Origin of the sequence: Rhizobacter sp. OV335 (assembly GCF_900142965.1) — a bacterium.
In the GTDB taxonomy this organism is placed as follows: Bacteria; Pseudomonadota; Gammaproteobacteria; order Burkholderiales; family Burkholderiaceae_C; genus Rhizobacter.
Window position 1 is genome coordinate 15211 of sequence record NZ_FRCQ01000040.1, and the last position, 16483, is coordinate 31693.

19 protein-coding genes are annotated in these 16483 nt (G+C 68.3%); 8 read left to right on the top strand and 11 right to left on the bottom strand.

Going from position 1 to position 16483, the window contains the following annotated elements; all coding sequences use genetic code 11:
* Positions 1-22 precede the first annotated feature (22 nt).
* Together BUE42_RS28480 and BUE42_RS28485 are read left to right on the top strand one after the other, a co-directional pair.
* Positions 23-496: a VOC family protein gene (locus BUE42_RS28480; protein WP_073468664.1), complete on the top strand. Its 474-nt coding sequence runs from the start codon at positions 23-25 to the stop codon at positions 494-496.
* Between the two features lie 73 nt (positions 497-569).
* Complete coding sequence (locus tag BUE42_RS28485) at positions 570-1019, top strand: nuclear transport factor 2 family protein (protein ID WP_073468665.1); 450 nt, start codon at positions 570-572, stop codon at positions 1017-1019.
* A 23-nt stretch (positions 1020-1042) separates the two neighbouring features.
* Here BUE42_RS28485 and BUE42_RS28490 read toward each other — a convergent pair whose 3' ends face one another.
* The 5 genes from BUE42_RS28490 to BUE42_RS28510 all read right to left on the bottom strand — a co-directional run bounded on the left by BUE42_RS28490 (position 1043) and on the right by BUE42_RS28510 (position 6158).
* Positions 1043-2290 carry an MFS transporter gene (locus BUE42_RS28490; RefSeq protein WP_073468666.1) on the bottom strand — a complete coding sequence of 416 codons (1248 nt, stop codon included), beginning with the start codon at positions 2288-2290 and terminating at the stop codon, positions 1043-1045.
* Between the two features lie 87 nt (positions 2291-2377).
* Positions 2378-3544: a mandelate racemase/muconate lactonizing enzyme family protein gene (locus BUE42_RS28495; protein ID WP_073468667.1), complete on the bottom strand. Its 1167-nt coding sequence runs from the start codon at positions 3542-3544 to the stop codon at positions 2378-2380.
* A gap of 20 nt (positions 3545-3564) precedes the next feature.
* Entirely contained in the window at positions 3565-4260 is a 696-nt protein-coding gene (locus BUE42_RS28500; protein WP_073468668.1) for an SDR family NAD(P)-dependent oxidoreductase, read from the bottom strand.
* Positions 4250-5215 (bottom strand): Bug family tripartite tricarboxylate transporter substrate binding protein, encoded by a 966-nt coding sequence (locus tag BUE42_RS28505; RefSeq protein WP_073468669.1) that lies wholly within the window; start codon positions 5213-5215, stop codon positions 4250-4252. The genes BUE42_RS28500 and BUE42_RS28505 overlap by 11 nt, the downstream gene beginning before the upstream one ends.
* Before the next feature lie 10 nt (positions 5216-5225).
* Positions 5226-6158: a dihydrodipicolinate synthase family protein gene (locus tag BUE42_RS28510; protein ID WP_073468670.1), complete on the bottom strand. Its 933-nt coding sequence runs from the start codon at positions 6156-6158 to the stop codon at positions 5226-5228.
* A gap of 109 nt (positions 6159-6267) precedes the next feature.
* Here BUE42_RS28510 and BUE42_RS28515 point away from each other — a divergent pair, with 109 nt between their 5' ends.
* From BUE42_RS28515 to BUE42_RS28530, 4 genes are all read left to right on the top strand, one after another.
* On the top strand, positions 6268-7209 hold the full coding sequence (locus BUE42_RS28515; RefSeq protein WP_073468671.1) for a LysR family transcriptional regulator: 942 nt from the start codon (positions 6268-6270) through the stop codon (positions 7207-7209).
* 50 nt (positions 7210-7259) lie between these two features.
* Entirely contained in the window at positions 7260-7670 is a 411-nt protein-coding gene (locus BUE42_RS28520) for a nuclear transport factor 2 family protein (RefSeq protein WP_073468672.1), read from the top strand.
* Positions 7671-7742: 72 nt separating this feature from the next.
* Positions 7743-8237 carry a helix-turn-helix domain-containing protein gene (locus tag BUE42_RS28525; RefSeq protein ID WP_073468673.1) on the top strand — a complete coding sequence of 165 codons (495 nt, stop codon included), beginning with the start codon at positions 7743-7745 and terminating at the stop codon, positions 8235-8237.
* Positions 8234-8890, top strand: coding sequence for a nucleotidyl transferase AbiEii/AbiGii toxin family protein (locus BUE42_RS28530; RefSeq protein WP_073468674.1), 657 nt, complete (start codon positions 8234-8236; stop codon positions 8888-8890). Before BUE42_RS28525 ends, BUE42_RS28530 begins: the two co-directional genes overlap by 4 nt.
* Before the next feature lie 81 nt (positions 8891-8971).
* Here the strand turns inward: BUE42_RS28530 and BUE42_RS31800 are convergent, their stop codons facing one another.
* From BUE42_RS31800 to BUE42_RS28545, 4 genes are all read right to left on the bottom strand, one after another.
* Entirely contained in the window at positions 8972-9229 is a 258-nt protein-coding gene (locus tag BUE42_RS31800; protein ID WP_083614700.1) for a hypothetical protein, read from the bottom strand.
* On the bottom strand, positions 9226-9798 hold the full coding sequence (locus tag BUE42_RS28535) for an enoyl-CoA hydratase/isomerase family protein (protein ID WP_083614702.1): 573 nt from the start codon (positions 9796-9798) through the stop codon (positions 9226-9228). Before BUE42_RS28535 ends, BUE42_RS31800 begins: the two co-directional genes overlap by 4 nt.
* 7 nt (positions 9799-9805) lie before the next feature.
* Positions 9806-10846, bottom strand: coding sequence for an alpha/beta fold hydrolase (locus tag BUE42_RS28540; protein WP_235002673.1), 1041 nt, complete (start codon positions 10844-10846; stop codon positions 9806-9808).
* Positions 10847-11043: 197 nt separating this feature from the next.
* On the bottom strand, positions 11044-11556 hold the full coding sequence (locus tag BUE42_RS28545) for a winged helix-turn-helix transcriptional regulator (protein ID WP_073468675.1): 513 nt from the start codon (positions 11554-11556) through the stop codon (positions 11044-11046).
* Positions 11557-11716: 160 nt separating this feature from the next.
* On the opposite strand from BUE42_RS28545, the gene BUE42_RS28550 reads away from it, so the two are divergent.
* Both BUE42_RS28550 and BUE42_RS28555 read left to right on the top strand, forming a co-directional pair.
* Entirely contained in the window at positions 11717-12304 is a 588-nt protein-coding gene (locus tag BUE42_RS28550; protein ID WP_073468676.1) for a TetR/AcrR family transcriptional regulator, read from the top strand.
* A gap of 87 nt (positions 12305-12391) precedes the next feature.
* Positions 12392-14575: a TIGR03790 family protein gene (locus BUE42_RS28555; RefSeq protein WP_073468677.1), complete on the top strand. Its 2184-nt coding sequence runs from the start codon at positions 12392-12394 to the stop codon at positions 14573-14575.
* Between the two features lie 23 nt (positions 14576-14598).
* Here the strand turns inward: BUE42_RS28555 and BUE42_RS28560 are convergent, their stop codons facing one another.
* Both BUE42_RS28560 and BUE42_RS28565 read right to left on the bottom strand, forming a co-directional pair.
* Complete coding sequence (locus tag BUE42_RS28560; RefSeq protein ID WP_159445513.1) at positions 14599-15600, bottom strand: AraC family transcriptional regulator; 1002 nt, start codon at positions 15598-15600, stop codon at positions 14599-14601.
* A 31-nt stretch (positions 15601-15631) separates the two neighbouring features.
* On the bottom strand, positions 15632-16483 hold the full coding sequence (locus BUE42_RS28565) for an oxidoreductase (RefSeq protein ID WP_073468678.1): 852 nt from the start codon (positions 16481-16483) through the stop codon (positions 15632-15634).

Here is a 16483-nt window from a genome sequence, read left to right on the forward strand (position 1 = left end):
ATCAACCACCCAAGGAGACATCATGCAAAAGCTGACCCCCTGCCTCTGGTTCAACTTCAACGCCGACGAGGCCGTCGAGCATTACCTGTCCGTCTTCAAGAACGGCAAGGTGATCGAGGTGTCGCACTACGGCGACGCGGTGCCCTCGCTGAAGGGCAAGGTGCTGACGATGCGCTTCGTCATCGAGGGGCAGGAGTTCCTGGCCCTCAATGCCGGCCCGCAGTTTCCGTTCACCGAGGCGATCTCGATCTCGGTGGACTGTGCCGACCAGGCCGAGGTCGACCGCCTGTGGGCGCGCCTGAGCGAAGGCGGCTTCACCGGCCAGTGCGGCTGGCTGAAGGACAAGTTCGGTCTCTCGTGGCAGATCGTGCCGCGCGCGATGGTGGGTATGCTGAAGAGCCCTGACGCTGCCGGGTCACAGCGCGCGATGGCCGCGATGATGCAGATGACCAAGCTCGATGTCGCGGCACTGCAAGCGGCCTTCGACGGCAAGTGAAGCCACGTTGAAGCGCTGGCGGCTTTCGGATTGACGGAATGAACATGTCCGAAAGCGGCCAGCGCCTTCGCGGGTGACGCTCATCATCGGTGGCTTCCAACGGGAGAAGCCGATGCAGCAGGATGAAGCCGAAGACTTCGTCGCGCGATTTGCCCGCGCGTGGGCCACGAAGGACGGGGCCGCGTTCCTCGCGCTGTGGCACCCCGACGGGGAATTGCACTCGCCGATCTACGACCGTGTGATCCACGGGCGTGAACTGGGGTTGCTGAACGAGCTGCAGCTTAAGGCCACGCCCGCGCTCGTGTGGGAGCTGCTGTCGTGGACCTGCCGGGGCGACGTCATCCACATCGAGTGGAAAAGCTCGAACCGGTACGGCGAGCGACTCGTCTCCTGGTGCGGCGTGGACAAGATGACGCTCGAGAACGGACGGATCCGCGAGGAGACCGTCTACGTGGACACCGCTCCGCTACAGGCGCTGAGGATGGGCATTGCGCTGCAGCCGCTGATCCACGTGCCGCGCTGAACGCGGGGGCGCAGCGGTCTTCCTCAGGCCGCCGCGGCAATCGCCCGACGCCGCGGTAGCCGCGTGAACGCCAGCGCTGACAGGAAGGCCCCGATGCCCAGCGCGAACGCGCCGATGAAGAGCCACGCATAGCTGGACCACGCGTCGTAGATCAGCCCGCCGAGCACCGGCCCGAGCGCCATGCCGAGGCTGCTGGCCATCGTGATGCCGCCGATCACCGTGCCCATCATGCGCAACGGGAAATTCTCGCGGGCCAGCACGGCAAACAGCGGCATCACGCCCGCATAGGTGAAGCCGAACAACGCAGCGACGGCGTAGAAGCTCCCGAGTTCGCGCGCAGCCACATAGCCCAGCACCACGACCGCCTGGGCGAGCAGCGCCAGCACCAGCACGCGCGCGGCGCCGAAGCGGTCGCCCAGCAGCCCGAACACGAGGCGCCCGCCCAGGCCCGCGAGCCCTTCCAGGCTGTAGATCGACACCGCGGCCATCAGCGGGATGCCGCAGGTGACGGCGTAGCTCACCGTGTGGAAGATCGGCCCCGAGTGGGTGGCACAGCTCAGGAAGCTCGTCAGCACCAGGATCAGGAATGGCGCAGAACGCATGGCCTGCCCGACGGACGTGGCCGGCTCCTGCGGCGCGCCCGGTGCCGTTGCGGACAGGGCTTGTGCGGCCGGGGCTTGCGCGAGCGCCGGCGGGCGGCGCACCAGCAACGCCACCGGCATCATGAGGACCGCGGCCAGGGCCGCGATGACCTGCAGCGCGGTTCGCCAGTCGTGGCCCTGCACCAGCCACGCGGCCAGCGGCGACATGGTCATCGGCGCCATGCCCATGCCGGCCGACACCAGCGACACCGCCAGGCTGCGCCGCGTGTCGAACCACCCGGTGACGCACGCCATCATCGGCGCAAAGATCGCCGCCGCGCTGAAGCCGACGACCGCGCCGAACAGCAGCTGGAACGCGAGCAGCGAGGTCGCCAGGCTGGACAGCGCGAGGCCGGTGGCGAGCAGCACAGAGCCGGCCAGCACCACGAGGCGCGGGCCCACGCGGTCGCAGAGCCAGCCCCAGGCGATGCTGCCGAGCGCGAGCGCCGCGAAGGCCAGCGTCATCGCGGTGGAGATCCCGGTGGTGGACCACCCCGTGTCCTGCGCGATCGGCCGCAGGAACACCGGCAGCGAGAACAGCCCGCCGATCGCCACGCAGCCGAGCACGCCGCCTGCGGCCACGATGATCCAACGGTAGTGCGCGTGCAGCGCGTCGGTTCGCAAATGCATGATCCGGTCCTTTGTCGATCCGTGGCGTGGTGGAACGATTCCACCGCCTCACCCTCACGACGAACGACGACCGGCCGAATCGACAACTCAGCCCGCCAGCCCCTTCATCTGCGCGTACAGATCCGCCTTGCCCTCGAAGCCGATCCCCGGCAGCTCCGGCAACGTGACATACCCGTTGTCGACCTTCACGCCATCGGGGAAACCGCCGTAGGGCTGGAACAGGTCGGGGTACGACTCGTTGCCGCCCAGGCCCAGCCCGGCCGCGATGGCCAGCGACATCTGGTGCCCGCCATGCGGCACGCAGCGCGATGCCGACCAGCCGTGCGCCTTCAGCATCTCCAGCGTGCGCAGGTACTCGACCAGGCCGTAGCTCAGCGCGCAGTCGAACTGCAGCCAGTCGCGGTCGGGCCGCATGCCGCCGTAGCGGATCAGGTTGCGCGCATCCTGCATCGAGAACAGGTTCTCGCCGGTGGCCATCGGCCCGGCATAGTGCTGAGCCAGCTCGGCCTGCAAGGCATAGTCGAGCGGATCGCCGGCCTCCTCGTACCAGAACAGGTCGTACTGCGACAGCGCCTTCGCATACGCGATGGCAGTCTTCAGGTCGAAGCGCCCGTTCGCGTCGACCGCGAGCTTCTGCCCCGGCCCGAGCAGGCGCAGCACGGCCTCGATGCGCTTGCAGTCTTCGGCCAGCGACGCGCCGCCGATCTTCTTCTTCACCACCGAGTAGCCGCGGTCGAGGTAGCCGCGCATCTCGCGCTCCAGTCCTTCCAGGCCCTGGCCCGGCCAGTAGTAGCCGCCCGCCGCGTAGACGAACACCTTGCGGTCGGCGCGGCCGTTGCCGTAGCGCTCGGCCAGCAGCTGGAACAGCGGCTTGCCTTCGATCTTCGCCACCGCGTCCCACACCGCCATGTCGATCGTGCCGACCGCCACCGAGCGCTCGCCGTGGCCGCCGGGTTTCTCATTCGTCATCATCGTGGCCCACACCTTGTGCGGATCGATGTTGTCGCGTTCCGCATCGAGCAGGCTGGCCGGATCGGCCTCCTGGATGCGCGGCAGGAAGCGTTCGCGCATCAGCGCACCCTGGCCGTAGCGCCCGTTGGAATTGAAGCCGTAGCCGATCACCGGCTTGCCGTCGCGGATCACGTCGGTGACCACGGCAACCAGGCTCAGCGTCATCTTCGAGAAGTCGATGTACGCATTGCGGATGCTGGACTGGATGGGCTTGGTCTGTTCGCGGATCTCGATGATCTTCATGGTGGGTTCCTGGGGAGTGTTCAGCGCGGCAGCGAGGCGCCGCCGCAGATCTGGATGTCCTGGCCGGTGATGGCCGCCGCCGCGGGCGAGAGCAGGAAGCCCACCAGCGCGGCGATCTCGTCGGGACGGATGAGCCGGCCGATCGGCGGCAGCACGGGCGCGGCGGCCTGCCGAGCGGGGTCGTCGGTCATCGCCGTCTGCGTGGCCGCGGGCGACACCACGTTGACCGTCACGCCGTGCGCCACCACCTCGGCGGCCCAGCTGCGCGACAGGCCGGCCAACGCCGCCTTGGTCGCCGCATACTGGCTTCGGCCGGCCTTGCCTTGCGCGACCCGGCTGCCGATCAGCACGACGCGGCCGTGCCCCGCGGCCGCCATGGCCGGCAGCAGCCGGTTGCCGATGCGCTCGGCGGCATCGACGTGCAGGCGCCACATCAGTTCGCCGGCGGCCGCATCAAGACTGCCGAGGCTGCCCACGCGCAGCACGCCGGCGGCATGCACGAAGGCCTGGGCGACGGCCAGGTGCCGTACCACGGCCTCGGTCGCCGCGCCGTCGGCCAGGTCGACGCGCACTGCGTGGAACTGCAGGTGGTCGAGCGTCGCCGGCCCCAGGTCGAGGCCGCTGACGCGCCAGCCGTCGTCCAGCAAGGCCTGCGCGATGGCCCGCCCGATCCCGGAACTGCTGCCGGTCACGACCGCATGGCGTTCACTCGGCACGGATCTTCCCCTCGGTCACGATGCGTTGCGACAGCGCCATGTCGTCCTTCTGGAAGCGCACGAAGTCGTCGATCGAGCCCGGCGTCAGCAGCAGCCCCTGTGGCGTCAACTGCTCGCGCATGTCGGTGCCCAGCGCCTTGTTGACCTCGGCATTCAGGCGCACCGCGATCTCCTTCGGCAGGCTGGCCGGGCCCCACAGGCCGTACCAGCTGTAGAACTCGTAGCCCGGCACCGTCTCGCCGACGGTCGGCAGGTCGGGCTGGCTGGGCACGCGGTTCTTCGACGTGACGGCCAGCACCTTCAGCTGGCCCGCCTTCGCGAACGACGCCGAGCCGAGGATGGGGTCGATGAAGGCATCGACGCTGCCGCCGATCAGGTCCTGGTAGGCCGGTGCGGACCCCTTGTAGGGCACGATCAGGTATTCCATCTGGCCGGCGCGGCGCAGCATCTCGGTGCTCAGGTGCCCGGCCGAACCGGTCGAACCGATCGCGAAAGTCAGCTTGCCCGGGTGGGCGCGCGCGTAGGTCAGCAAGCCCTTGACGTCGTTGAACGGCAGGTTCTTGTTGACGGCGATCGCCAGCGGCGCCTTGGCCACCAGCGCCACCGGCGCGAAGTCCTTGACCACGTCATAGGCCGCGGTCTTCTGCGTCATCGGCGTGGTGGTGAAGGTCGACGCGCTGAACAGCAGCGTGTAGCCGTCGCCCGGGGCCCGGGCCACCGCCGAGGCGCCGATGGTGCCGGCACCGCCCGCACGGTTGTCCACGATCACCGTCTGGCCGAGTTGCTGGCCGAGTTTCTGGGCCAGAAGACGGCCGACCACGTCGAGCGTGCCGCCGGGCGGGAAGGGGATGACCATCGTGATGGGCCTGGCGGGCCAGGGTTCGGCGCGGGCACCGGAGCCCAGGCCGAGCAGCGCGGCGGCCGCGGCGCAAAGAAGGAAGTGTTGGCGGTTCATGTCCGTCTCCTCAGCGCTTGAGCAGGCCGGCCTGGGCGACCGCTGCACGCAGCGCGGCCATCTCGGCATCGTTCGGTGCCTCGGTGGGCGGGCGCACGGTCGGCGAATCCAGCACGCCGGCCAGGTACATCCCCATCTTCATGCGCGCATGGGCCTCGCCGGTCGGTTCGCCGCCGCCGTAGACGGCATCCTTCAGCGGCGTGATGACGGCCTGCAACGCGACGGCCCGCTTCAGGTCGCCGGCCTTCACGGCTTCCCACAGGTCGTTGATCAGGCTCGGGATGAAGGTCGCGAAGCCCACCAGCGCGCCATCGACGCCTTGCACCATCGACGCCAGCAGGTACTCGTCGTGGCAGGTGAGGATCGCCTTGCTCGCATCGGCCGCGCGGATGGCGGCGATGTCGGCGGCGTACTTGTTCATGTCGCGCTGCCCCACCTTGAAGGCGGCGACGGCGGGCAGGCGGGCCAGCTCCGCCAGCGTGGCCGACGAGTACGACGCGCGCGTCCACGCCGGGTAGACGTGCGCGACCAGATCGAGCCCGACCGAGGCGATGGCTTCGAAGTAGCGCGTCACGTGGTCGGGGCGGAAGCCGAAGCGCAGCCAGTGGTGCGGCGGCATCACGTCCAGGGCCTTGGCGCCCGCTTCGCGTGCCATCGACGCCTGCTCGGTGGCGTCGCGCGTGCCTTCGCAGACGATCGACGAGATCACCGGCAGCCGGCCCTTCAGCTCGTCGGCGACGATGCGCGTCACCTCGGCGCGCTCGCGCGGCAGCAGCGAGAACACTTCGCCGGTGTGGCCGTTGGTCATCACGGCCACCACGCCGGGCTGCGTGGCCAGCCACGAGGCGTGCTTGCGCAGCGCGGGCTCGTCGATGCGGTGGTCGCCGGTGAACGGGCAGGCGATCGCGGGGATGATGCCGCGGTAGTTCTGGATCGTGCGCATGGTCTTGTCTCCTGTGTGTTTGTTGAACAATCGCGGTGAATCTTGCGCGCCGCGGCCGCCCTTGACCAATGCCGCTTGGGTCTTCTTCCATGCCTTGTGAGCACCGCCCATGAACCTGATCTGGCTCGACGATTTCCTGACCCTGGCGGGCAGCGGCAGCTTCTCGCGCGCCGCGCAGGAGCGGCACATGACGCAGCCGGCCTTCAGCCGCCGCGTGCGGGCGCTGGAAGACTGGCTGGGCGTGGTGCTGTTCGACAGGAGCACCCAGCCCGCGACGCTGACCGAGGCCGGGGAATGGTTTCGCGCGGTGGCGCAGGAGCTGCTCACGCGCGTGGCGGGCATTCCCGACCAGGCGCGCGCGGTGGCCGATGCGAGTTCGGCCACGCTGCGGATCGCGTCGACCCATGCGCTGTCGTTCAGCTTCCTGCCGGGCTGGCTGCGCGGGCTGGAGTCGCGGCTGGTGCAAGGATCAGGGCAGGGGCCGGGCCCGGTGCAGCTGATCTCCGACGTGATGCAGCAATGCGAGGCGCTGATGCAGCAGGGCCGCGTGCAGTTCCTGCTGTGCCATGCCCATGAGCAGGTGCCCAGCCGGCTGGACCCGGCATCGCACCACTGGGCCGTGGTCGGACACGACGCGCTGTTGCCGGTGTCGGCGCCCGATGCGTCGGGCCGGCCGCGTCACTCGCTGGACGGCACCGGTGGCAAACCGGTGCCGCTGCTCGAGTACAGCGCCGAGTCCGGCATCGGCCGCCTGGTGCGTGCCTTGCGGGGCGGTGCGCTGGCCGAAGCCCATGCGCAGTCCGCGCTGACGGCGCACCTGGCCAGCGTGCTGAAGACGATGGCGCTGGACGGCCGCGGCGTGGCGTGGCTGCCGCGCAGCCTGATCGCCGACGACCTGGCCGCCGGCCGCCTGACCGCCGCGGGCGGCGCGCAGTGGGCGATCGAGGTCGAGATCCGCCTGTTCCGGCCGCGCTCGCCCTTGCCGCGGGCGGCCGAACGCTTCTGGGCTGTGGTCGACGGCCCTCCGATGAACATGTCCGAAAGCGGCTAGCGCCTTCGCGAACGCCGCTCATCATCGGCGGCTTCCAACGGGAGAAGCCGATGCCGCAGGATGAAGCCGAAGACTTCGTGGCGCGATTTGCCCACGCGTGGGCCACGAAGGACGGGGCCGCGTTCCTCGCGCTGTGGCATCCCGACGGGGAATTGCGCTCGCCGATCTACGACCGGGTGATCCACGGGCGCGAACTGGGGCTGCTGAACGAGCTGCAGCTGAAGGCCACGCCCGCGCTCGTGTGGGAGCTGTTGTCGTGGACCTGCCGGGGCGACATCATTCACATCGAATGGAAAAGCTCGAACCGGTACGGCGAGCGATTCGTTTCCTGGTGCGGCGTGGACAAGATGACGCTCGAGAATGGGCGGATCCGCGAGGAGATCGTCTACGTGGATACCGCCCCGCTGCAGGCGCTGCGGATGGGCGTGGCGCTGCAGCCGCTGATCCACGTGCCGCGCTGAGCATGCGTCCACCCCGGCCATCCGCTTCACGGACTAGAATGTCCAAAATTTTGGACAACTCGCGAGGCGCGAATGAGCAGTCTTCTCGACATCGGCCGTGCCGTCCGCACGCGGCGCACAGAACTGGGGCTGTCGCAGAACCAACTCGCGCATTTGAGCGGGCTGTCGCGCCAGACCCTGGTGGGACTCGAGAACGGAAGCCTGAGTGACCTCGGTGTGAATCGGGTGGCGCAGGTCACGTCCGTTCTGGGGCTCGAGGCTGCGCCCTTCACCATGCAAGGGCGCGGCAAGAAGCGTGGCCTGTGGATGGCAGCCAAGACGTCCAGCGTCAGCTATACGCACGAGCTTGCCCCCAAAATCCTGGGCGAGACCCTGGTGAGCGGTGAGGTGCCGCCTTCATTCGTGCCCCATCTGGTTCATCTGCTTGATGAAGCGCCGGTGCCCATCGTCGTCATGGCCGTGGAAGAGGCGGCTGCGCACGCTCACGTTTCGCCGAAGACGGTCTGGCGCAACGTCGCCAAGCTTGCCAAGTCCTTGTCGGTCCATCGGCAGGCGCTCTGGGCATGAGGCCCTCCGCGTTGCCCGAAGGTCCCTGGCGCTCGCTCTTCCCGAGGGCATTGACGCTGATCGACGAGATCCAGCGATACGGTGGCGTCGAGGATCCGTTCTGGACCTTCGGCGGCGGCACCGTGTTGATGCTTCGCTACCGGCACCGACTGAGCAAGGACATCGACATCTTCGTGCCGGACCCGCAGTACCTGGGCTTTGTGACACCACGCCTGAGCGATACCGCGGCCGAAATGACGGAGGACTACATCGAGATGGGCAACAGCTTCGTCAAGCTGCAGTTCGAGGAAGGTGAAGTCGATTTTGTAGCGGCGCCGAACCTGCTCGCTGGCGCTTGGGAGACCTGGGACATCGATGGACGCGCAGTCAAGGTCGAGACGGCTGCGGAGATTGTCGCAAAGAAGCTATACCACCGCGGCGACCGGGCCACGGCGCGAGACCTGTTCGACATCGCGCTCGTCGTCGAGCGTGAGCCGGAACAACTGCGCCAAGCCCAGCCGTTCCTCTTGCGGCATCGCGATGCATTCTTGAGCCAGGTGCGTCAGCCGCACCCCAGCTTGCGTGCCGCGTTCGACGCCATCGCCACGTTGGACTATCAGCCCAGCTACGAGCATTGCGTGTCAGTGGTCGGTGAGTTTCTGGCGCAGTGGTAGTCGCAGCGATGCCCGAGTCGATCACCGACTGAGCACGCATGGTGATGCGGGGCGGCGCTGCTCGCACCGCCCCGCCAGGGCTCAGCCGAGCCTGCCCAGCACGCCTCCGAACTGCATCTCGGCATCGCCGGCCGCCTGTTGCAGCCCTTCGGCGAAGAGCGCTTTCAGACGTGCCTGCGTCTGCGGCCGGGACACGCCCTGCAGGAACAGGCGGCTGTCTTCGTTCAGGGCCTCGATGCTCGGCAGGCTGATGGCGTTGACCTGCCGTTTGGTGTCGGCCAGGCCCTCGGCCGGGAAGCGCCCGATCCGATGCGCGAGCGCCTCGACGAACGCGCTCAACGCCGCGTCGGGCAGCGCGCGGTTGACCCAGCCGTAGTGCTCCGCCAGGTCGGCGGTGAAATCGTCAGCGCCCAGCAGGACTTCCAGCGCCCGGCTCGACCCATCAGGCGGGTCAGGTGCTGGACAGCGCCGGCGCCCGGGATCGCGCCGACGCCGTTTTCAGGCTGGCCGAAGAGGGCCCGTTCACGCGACGCGAAGCGCATGTCGCAGGCGAGGACGAACTCGCTGCCCGCTCCCCGGACCCGACCGGCGATCGACGCGATGGTGACCTGCTTCAGCGAACTGATGCGCAGGTAGAGCGTCCCCAGGCCCGAGCCCGTTCCCAGGCGGGCCAGTTTCTCGCGCAGCGCGGGGACCGCGGTCATGTCCACGTGCGCGCTGAAAAAGTCCGGGCTCGTGCTGTCGAACACGACGACGGAGATGTCGTTGCCGTCGGTCTCGAGGTGCTGCACCAGCGTGACCAGATCGTTGACGATTGCCGGGCCGATGAGGTTCAACGGAGGCGCATCGAGCGTGGCGAAGAGCACGCGCCCCTCCCGGCGCGTGCGGATGGCATCGAGTTTCAACATGGCGGCCTCATCCCCGTGCCGGCAGCAGGTCGAGCACCGCGTCGGCAAAGGCCTGGGGCGCTTCCTGCGGAAGGTTGTGGCCGGCACCGGGCACGATGCGATGGGCCTTGCGCGCCGGGAACTTGGCGGCATACGCGGCGCCATTGTTCGGCAGCACGACGGCGTCGTCCGCACCGTCCAGCGTGATGGTCGGGACGCCGATCACCGGCAGCGTGGCGAGTCGCTTGTCGAGCTCGGCATACGCCGGGTCGCCCGCCACCTGGTTGAAGCGGTGGCGATACGAGTGAACGGTGACGTCGATGTAGTCCGGGTTGTCGAAGGCCGCCGCCGTGCGATCGAAGGTCGCGTCGTCGAAGTTCCACTTCGGCGACCACAGCTTCCACAACAGCTTGTTCGTCTCGCGGCGGTACTTGGTGTACCCCGCCTTGCCGCGTTCCGTCAGGAAGTAGAACTGGTACCACGCCGGCAGCTCGCGCTCCGGAGGCTGCGGAATGCTCGTTCGGGTCAGGTCCAGCACGGCGTAGCCATTGACCGACACAAGACCGGCGCATCGGTCCGGCGACAGCGCCGCAACGGCGCAAGCAGCGCGGCCGCCCCAGTCGTAGCCGGCGAGCACGGCCTTCGGAATCGACAGCGCGTCCAGCAGCGCGACGAGGTCGGCCCCCAGTGCCGTCTGCTGGCCTGATCGTGGCGTCGCGGCATCGAGAAACCGTGTTTCGCCGAAGCCGCGCAGGTACGGGACGATCACCCTGCAGCCCTTGGCCGCGAGGAGCGGGGCCACGTCGGCATAGGCGTTGGCGTCGAACGGAAAGCCGTGCAACAGGACGACCGGGATGCCGTCGGCGGGGCCGCTTTCGAAGTAGCCGACATTCAGCACGCCTGCCTTGACGTGCTTGAGCCGGCCAAGGCCGCTGGCAGCGGCAGGCGCGCTGCTGTTCGACTGGGCGCGTGCCGTCAATGGCGACAGCAGCGAAAGCTCCGCGGTGGCGATGCCGAGGGCGGCGGCGCTGATGAAGGTACGGCGGGTGGGGTTGATGTCTGCGGTCAAGCAGTTCTCCTGAGGATCTGGCGGTCGAGCGAAGGGGTGAGGCAAAGGCCTGCCCGCTGGTGCGGTGCATGTGCAGCGTTGATCGCAGGCCTCGCGGCGCAGATTAGTATGAAAATCATAGCCACAACGCGCGAGGGGGCTGATGTGGAGGCTGATCGATCGGGTGCGACCGGCGCGTCACGCCCTCTGCGAGCCGGTCACTCCGCAGCTTTCATCCTTTTTCTCGCGACGCTTCCCTTGCTCTCGCGCTCCCGCGCATAGGCCGGGCTCAGGTTGGCTTCCAGGTCCGCCTTGCGCAGGACTTCGCCACAGGCCTTGCACGCGGTGCCGAGCCCCGGATCCTTGCCGCAAGGCCGATGGGTGTAGCGGACGGCGACCGCCTCGCCCCGCGTCTTGCACCAGGTCTCGCCCCACGCGCGAAGCGCCAGGATGACCGGATAGAACGCCTGCCCCTTCGGCGTGAGCACGTAGTCGTGGCGCAGCGGCTTGGTGTTGTACGCACGCCGCTCGATCATGCCGTCGCTTTCCAGGCGCTTGAGGCGCGTGGTCAGCATCTGCGGCGTCGCCTCGGTCTGCGCGAGGATCTCGTCGAAACGGTGATTCCCCATGAACAGCTCGCGCAGGATCACGACCGTCCACCGGTCGCCCACCACGCCCTGCGAGCGGGCCACCGGGCACTGCGTGTGTCTGTCTTCCGCTTTTGTCGCCATCGCCTCAACCTTTGATTCCAGAACCGGGCTGCTCACCCGGCGAACATCGTATTTTCATGCGAGCGGCCCCGGAGGCCCGATGGTCTCTGCCGGCTGCAAAGAGCGCATCGTCGGCCGCCGATTGTTAGTATGATTAGCATAGTGACTATCCAGGCAGGCAATGACTTCGATCCCGGGCCGCAAGGCCATCTCCCACGAGCGCATCGTCGAGGGCGCCTCGCGCGCCGTGCGGCGCCTGGGCTATCACGACGTGAATGTCCATCAAGTGATGCGTTCGGCCAAGCTCACGCACGGAGGCTTCTATGCCCATTTCGCATCGCGCGATGCGATGCTGGCCGAGGCCGTGACCCAGGCCGGCCTCGACATCGCGCAGGTGATGCATGAGCAGAGCACGCGACTCGTCTGCACCGGCATGAGTCCGTTCAGGGCGTTCCTGGAGATCTACCTGTCGGCCGGCCACATCCAGGACCTCGACAACGGATGCCCGGTGTCGCTGCTGTCCAGCGAGATGTTCCGCCAAGCGCCGGAAGTCGCCGAACCGTCGCGTCGTCTGATCGTGGACCTGCATGCGCGGCTGAGCAGGACCCTGCCGGCCGCTGCGCCGCAGGATGCTTCGTGGCTGATCACCAGCGCGCTGCTGGGGGCTGTTCAACTGGCCCGAGCGCTGGCGGGAAGTGACCCCGCTGCGGCCGATGCCGTGCTCTCGGACACCAAGGCGAGCTTGCTGGCGCGCTACGACATCCGGTGAACAACTTCACACAATCCTCTGCTTGGCGGAGTGGAAACGCTTCCATATATTCCTCTCCTTCGATGGCAGGCCAAGAAGGAGACACCCATGGATGCGTTTCGCCGACTGCGTGGACTGGGCTCAACGGCCCTGCTGGGCATCCTGGTCGCCTGCGGCGGCGGGAGCGGCAGTACGGGCAACGATCAGCAGGAGCATGAAGGCGCGAGCGCCTTGTCGCGCGCCGCGTTGGTGGCAGCGGCCGGCACGGAGATTCCGCCCGGCCGCTACCTGATCGCCAATGCATCGAGCAAGCTGTGCGTCGATGCCGTGCCGGCCGCCGCTGACGGCGGTGTGCTACGCCAGGCCGCCTGCGCCACGTCGACGAACCAGGCCGTCGACATCACGCAGCCGAGCGCCGGCGTCTACAAGCTGGTGGTGGTCGGCACCGGGCGGGTGATCGACCTCTCCGGCAGTTCCGGCGCCGACGGCGCCACCTTCTGGCAATGGACCGACAACGGCACCAATGCGCAGCGCTTCAAGCTGCAGCGCACGCAGGGCAACCGCTATGCGCTGGTGAATGCCGGCAGCGGCAAGTGCGTGGCCATCGATGGCGGCTCGCTCGCCGAGGGCGCCGGCCTGCGCCAAGCGGGCTGCGATGCCAACCAGGCGGCGCAGCAGTTCCTCTTCTACCCGGTGACGGCTGCAGGCAGCCGCGCAGCGATCGCGGTCGGCCAGTACAACCTGCAATCGGTGTCGTCCACGCTGTGCGTGGAGATCGCCGGCGGCAGCCTGGCCGACGGCGGCAAGACGCAGCAGACCGCCTGCGCCGATTCGCCGCAGCAGCGTTTCGAGGTGAAGCCCGCGGCCGACGACAGCTACAGCTTCATCAACGTCAACAGCGGCAAGGGATTGGATGTCAGCGGCATCTCCATCGCCAACGGCGCGCTGATCCAGCAATGGACCTACGGCGGCGCCGCCAACCAGCGCTTCAGCGCCACGCTCGACGGCGCGGGCCTGCACCTGCAGCCCAAGCACGACGGCAAGTGCCTGGACGTGAAGGACTTCAGCACCGTCGCCGGCGGCCAGGTCCAGCAATGGGACTGCGGCGGCAACGACAACCAGCGCTGGCTGCTGCAGGCTTCGACGGCGCAGCCGCCGGCCCACGGCAGCGTGACGCCCGACCAGGTGCTGCTGGTGATCAATGCCAACAGCGCGACCTCGGCCGCCATCGGCGCCGACTACCAGCAGCGCCGCGGCGTGAACAACGTGGTGCAGGTGCGCACCGTCGACTCCGCGCTCGGCAGCGGCAGCGAGACGCTCTCGGGCAGCGACTACAAGAGCCAGATCGAGCAGCCGATCCGCAACTTCCTGGCTCAGCACCCGCAGGTCAACTTCATCGTGCTGACCAAGGGCGTGCCGATCCGCGTCAACGGCGCGGCCACCGGCGACACCTTCAACGCCGGCGGTGCGCAGGCTTCGGTGGACGGCCAGCTCGCCGCGCTCGACTACGACAAGCTGCCCGGCGCGAAGCTGGTCTCGTTCAACGCCCCCAGCGGCTTCGCCAGCGGCTCTGCCTGGCTCAACCGCTACTGGAATGCCGACGAGCCCTTCAGCCACGCGAAGTTCGGCGGCTACATCGTGACGCGGCTCGATGCCTTCACGCAGGCGCAGGCGCTGGGCCTGACCGCGAAGGCGCTGCAGGCCGAAGCAGGTCTGGGTCAGGGCGCCATCCTGCTCGACATCCAGCCGGACTTCGGCATCAACGACCCCGCGACGCAGCCGGCGCCGATCACCGATCCGCTCATCACGCGCGAATCGGACTACGGCACCTGGAATGGCGATCTCCAGCACGCCGGGCAAGACCTGGCGGCACGCGGCATCCCGGTGCTGCTCGATGCCAGGAACACCTTCGTCGGCAACCAGACCAGCCTGCTCGGCTACTACTCGTGGGGCAGCAACGACAGCCACTACAACGCCACCGCCTACCACTCGCTGCGCTTCCTGCCGGGCGCCATCGGCGACACCGCGGTCTCGACCAGCGCCGAGAGCATGCTGCCGCCGGGCAGCGGCGGCCAGTCGGCCATCGGCGACCTGCTGGCGCAGGGCATCACCGGCGTGAAGGGCTACGTGAACGAGCCCTTGCTGCAGGCGATCTCGTCGCCGTACATCACCTTCAACCGCTACACGCGCGGCTACACGCTGGGTGAGAGCTTTGCCGCGGGTTCGCATTTCGTCGGGTGGACCGATCTCGTGATCGGAGATCCGCTGGCGCATCCGTATCCGTCGCGGTGAGTGGCCGGCCTCCGAAGCCGCTGTCAGTGCGACGTGCCCCGCGCGTCACGCCAATGGGCCGGCGTCGTGCCTTCCCAGCTGCGAAAGGCCCGATAGAAGGAGTTCGCGTCCTGGTAGCCCAGCAGGAATGCGGCCTCCGAGATGCCGATCTCGGGATCGGCCAGGTACTGGCGAACGAGTTCCTGCCGCGCTTCGTCGAGGATGCGGCGGAAGCTCGTGCCTTCGGCGGTGATGCGCCGTTGCAGCGTGCGCACGCTGGTTCCCAGGTCCTTCGCCACCGATCCGACGCTCACCGGACTGGCCGCCAGCCGACGCTTGACGATCTGCTTGACCTGGTGCGCGGTACTCGCTGCGGCATGAAGGTCCGCGAGCTGGCGCTCGAGCCCGGGCGCAAGGATATCGGCGAGTTCCGCGTTGTGCATCGTGAACGGCAGGTCGAGATCCGCGCTGCCGAGCACCAGCGCATTGCACGGCGCGCCGAACTCGATGGAGACGCCGAAATAGCTGCTGCGCGCCTCGTCGGCGTCACGGTGGCATCGAAGCGCGAGCCGCCGGGGCCGAAGGTGGGTGCCCGTGCCGCGTCGTCCCAGCTCGATGATCGATGCGAATGTCGCATCCACCATGGCCGCCGGCGGGGCGGTGGTCGCGAACGGCCACTCGGGTTCGATCGCGGTGTCGGCGCCGGATGGGTTCAGTCGCAGAACTTCTCCTCCACACAACTGCTTGTAGCGCGCCAGGCTCGTGAGTGCTTCGCGCATGCTGCGCGCCTGCATGGCGGCCAGCACGATCGGGTGGGCCTGCGAGGTGTCCATGCCGCGCACGAAGCGCAGGCCGACGTCCGGCGCCGGGTGCAAGGCGGAAATCGCCCGCCAGACATCGAAAAGCTGGTCGGTCGACACCACGACGCGAGCGCCATCCAGTGCACTCAAGGGCAAGCGGCTTTCCGCAATGACCTGCGACTGCGTCAGCCCCACGGCGCGCACGCCGCTCCAGAAGGCCGCGGGCAGGTTCACGCGGTCGGGCACGCGGTCGGGCGTGGTGCGAGCGGCGAGGCGATCAGGGCGTGGCAATGGCGGCGTCACGAGGTGCACGGAACACGAGCGCCAGCATGCGGTCGAAAAGTCGATCCGACAAGACCGCCCGCATGAACAGCGAGGCCTTGGCCGCGGTTCCGGCCGCGTACCGAGTCTTCGGCTTGCGCGCACTCACGGCCTTGACCAGCAGATCGGAAATGACGGAGGGCGACGCCCCCTTCAACGGCGCCGCGCCCTGCCAACCTGCGACGAGCGGCGCGTACGCGGTGTGGCCCGAGAACCGGCGTGCCGAGTCCATCGCGATGCCGTTCCATTCCGACTCGACGCCGCCCGGCTCGATCACCACCACCTGGATGCCGAAGTCGCGGGTTTCGAAGCGGAGGCAGTCCGACAAACCTTCCACCGCGTGCTTGGTCGCGTGGTACCAGCCGCCCAGCGGAGAGTAGACCTTGCCGCCGACCGAGGAGATGTTGACGATCCGCCCGGATCGCTGGGTGCGCATGCCCGGAAGCACCAGTTGGGTCAGGCGCGCGAGACCGAACAGGTTGACTTCGACCTGGCGACGCGCCTCGGCGATCGGCACGTCCTCGATCGAGCCGTAGGCGCCGTAGCCGGCGTTGTTGACGAGCACGTCGATGCGTCCCTGCTCGCGCAGGATCTGCTGGACGCCGGCCACCATGGAGGCATCGTCGGACACGTCCATGCCGAGAACGTGACCGCCGGCCGAGGCGATGTCGCTCATGGCCGAGGTCCGGCGAGCGGCGCCGTAGACGACGTACCCGTGCTGGAGCAGTCGAAGGCAGAAGTCCTTGCCCATGCCCGACGAAGCGCCGGTGACGAGAGCAACTTTGCGCGCGGAATGGGAGGAGGTCAT

Coding starts and splice junctions, on each gene's coding strand:
- BUE42_RS28480 (WP_073468664.1), top strand. CDS start 23: ATGCAAAAGCTGACCCCCTGCCTCTGGTTCAACTTCAACGCCGACGAG.
- BUE42_RS28490 (WP_073468666.1), bottom strand. CDS start 2,290: ATGCATTTGCGAACCGACGCGCTGCACGCGCACTACCGTTGGATCATC.
- BUE42_RS28495 (WP_073468667.1), bottom strand. CDS start 3,544: ATGAAGATCATCGAGATCCGCGAACAGACCAAGCCCATCCAGTCCAGC.
- BUE42_RS28505 (WP_073468669.1), bottom strand. CDS start 5,215: ATGAACCGCCAACACTTCCTTCTTTGCGCCGCGGCCGCCGCGCTGCTC.
- BUE42_RS28510 (WP_073468670.1), bottom strand. CDS start 6,158: ATGCGCACGATCCAGAACTACCGCGGCATCATCCCCGCGATCGCCTGC.
- BUE42_RS28515 (WP_073468671.1), top strand. CDS start 6,268: ATGAACCTGATCTGGCTCGACGATTTCCTGACCCTGGCGGGCAGCGGC.
- BUE42_RS28520 (WP_073468672.1), top strand. CDS start 7,260: ATGCCGCAGGATGAAGCCGAAGACTTCGTGGCGCGATTTGCCCACGCG.
- BUE42_RS28525 (WP_073468673.1), top strand. CDS start 7,743: ATGAGCAGTCTTCTCGACATCGGCCGTGCCGTCCGCACGCGGCGCACA.
- BUE42_RS28530 (WP_073468674.1), top strand. CDS start 8,234: ATGAGGCCCTCCGCGTTGCCCGAAGGTCCCTGGCGCTCGCTCTTCCCG.
- BUE42_RS28535 (WP_083614702.1), bottom strand. CDS start 9,798: ATGTTGAAACTCGATGCCATCCGCACGCGCCGGGAGGGGCGCGTGCTC.
- BUE42_RS28545 (WP_073468675.1), bottom strand. CDS start 11,556: ATGGCGACAAAAGCGGAAGACAGACACACGCAGTGCCCGGTGGCCCGC.
- BUE42_RS28550 (WP_073468676.1), top strand. CDS start 11,717: ATGACTTCGATCCCGGGCCGCAAGGCCATCTCCCACGAGCGCATCGTC.
- BUE42_RS28555 (WP_073468677.1), top strand. CDS start 12,392: ATGGATGCGTTTCGCCGACTGCGTGGACTGGGCTCAACGGCCCTGCTG.
- BUE42_RS28565 (WP_073468678.1), bottom strand. CDS start 16,483: ATGACCTCCTCCCATTCCGCGCGCAAAGTTGCTCTCGTCACCGGCGCT.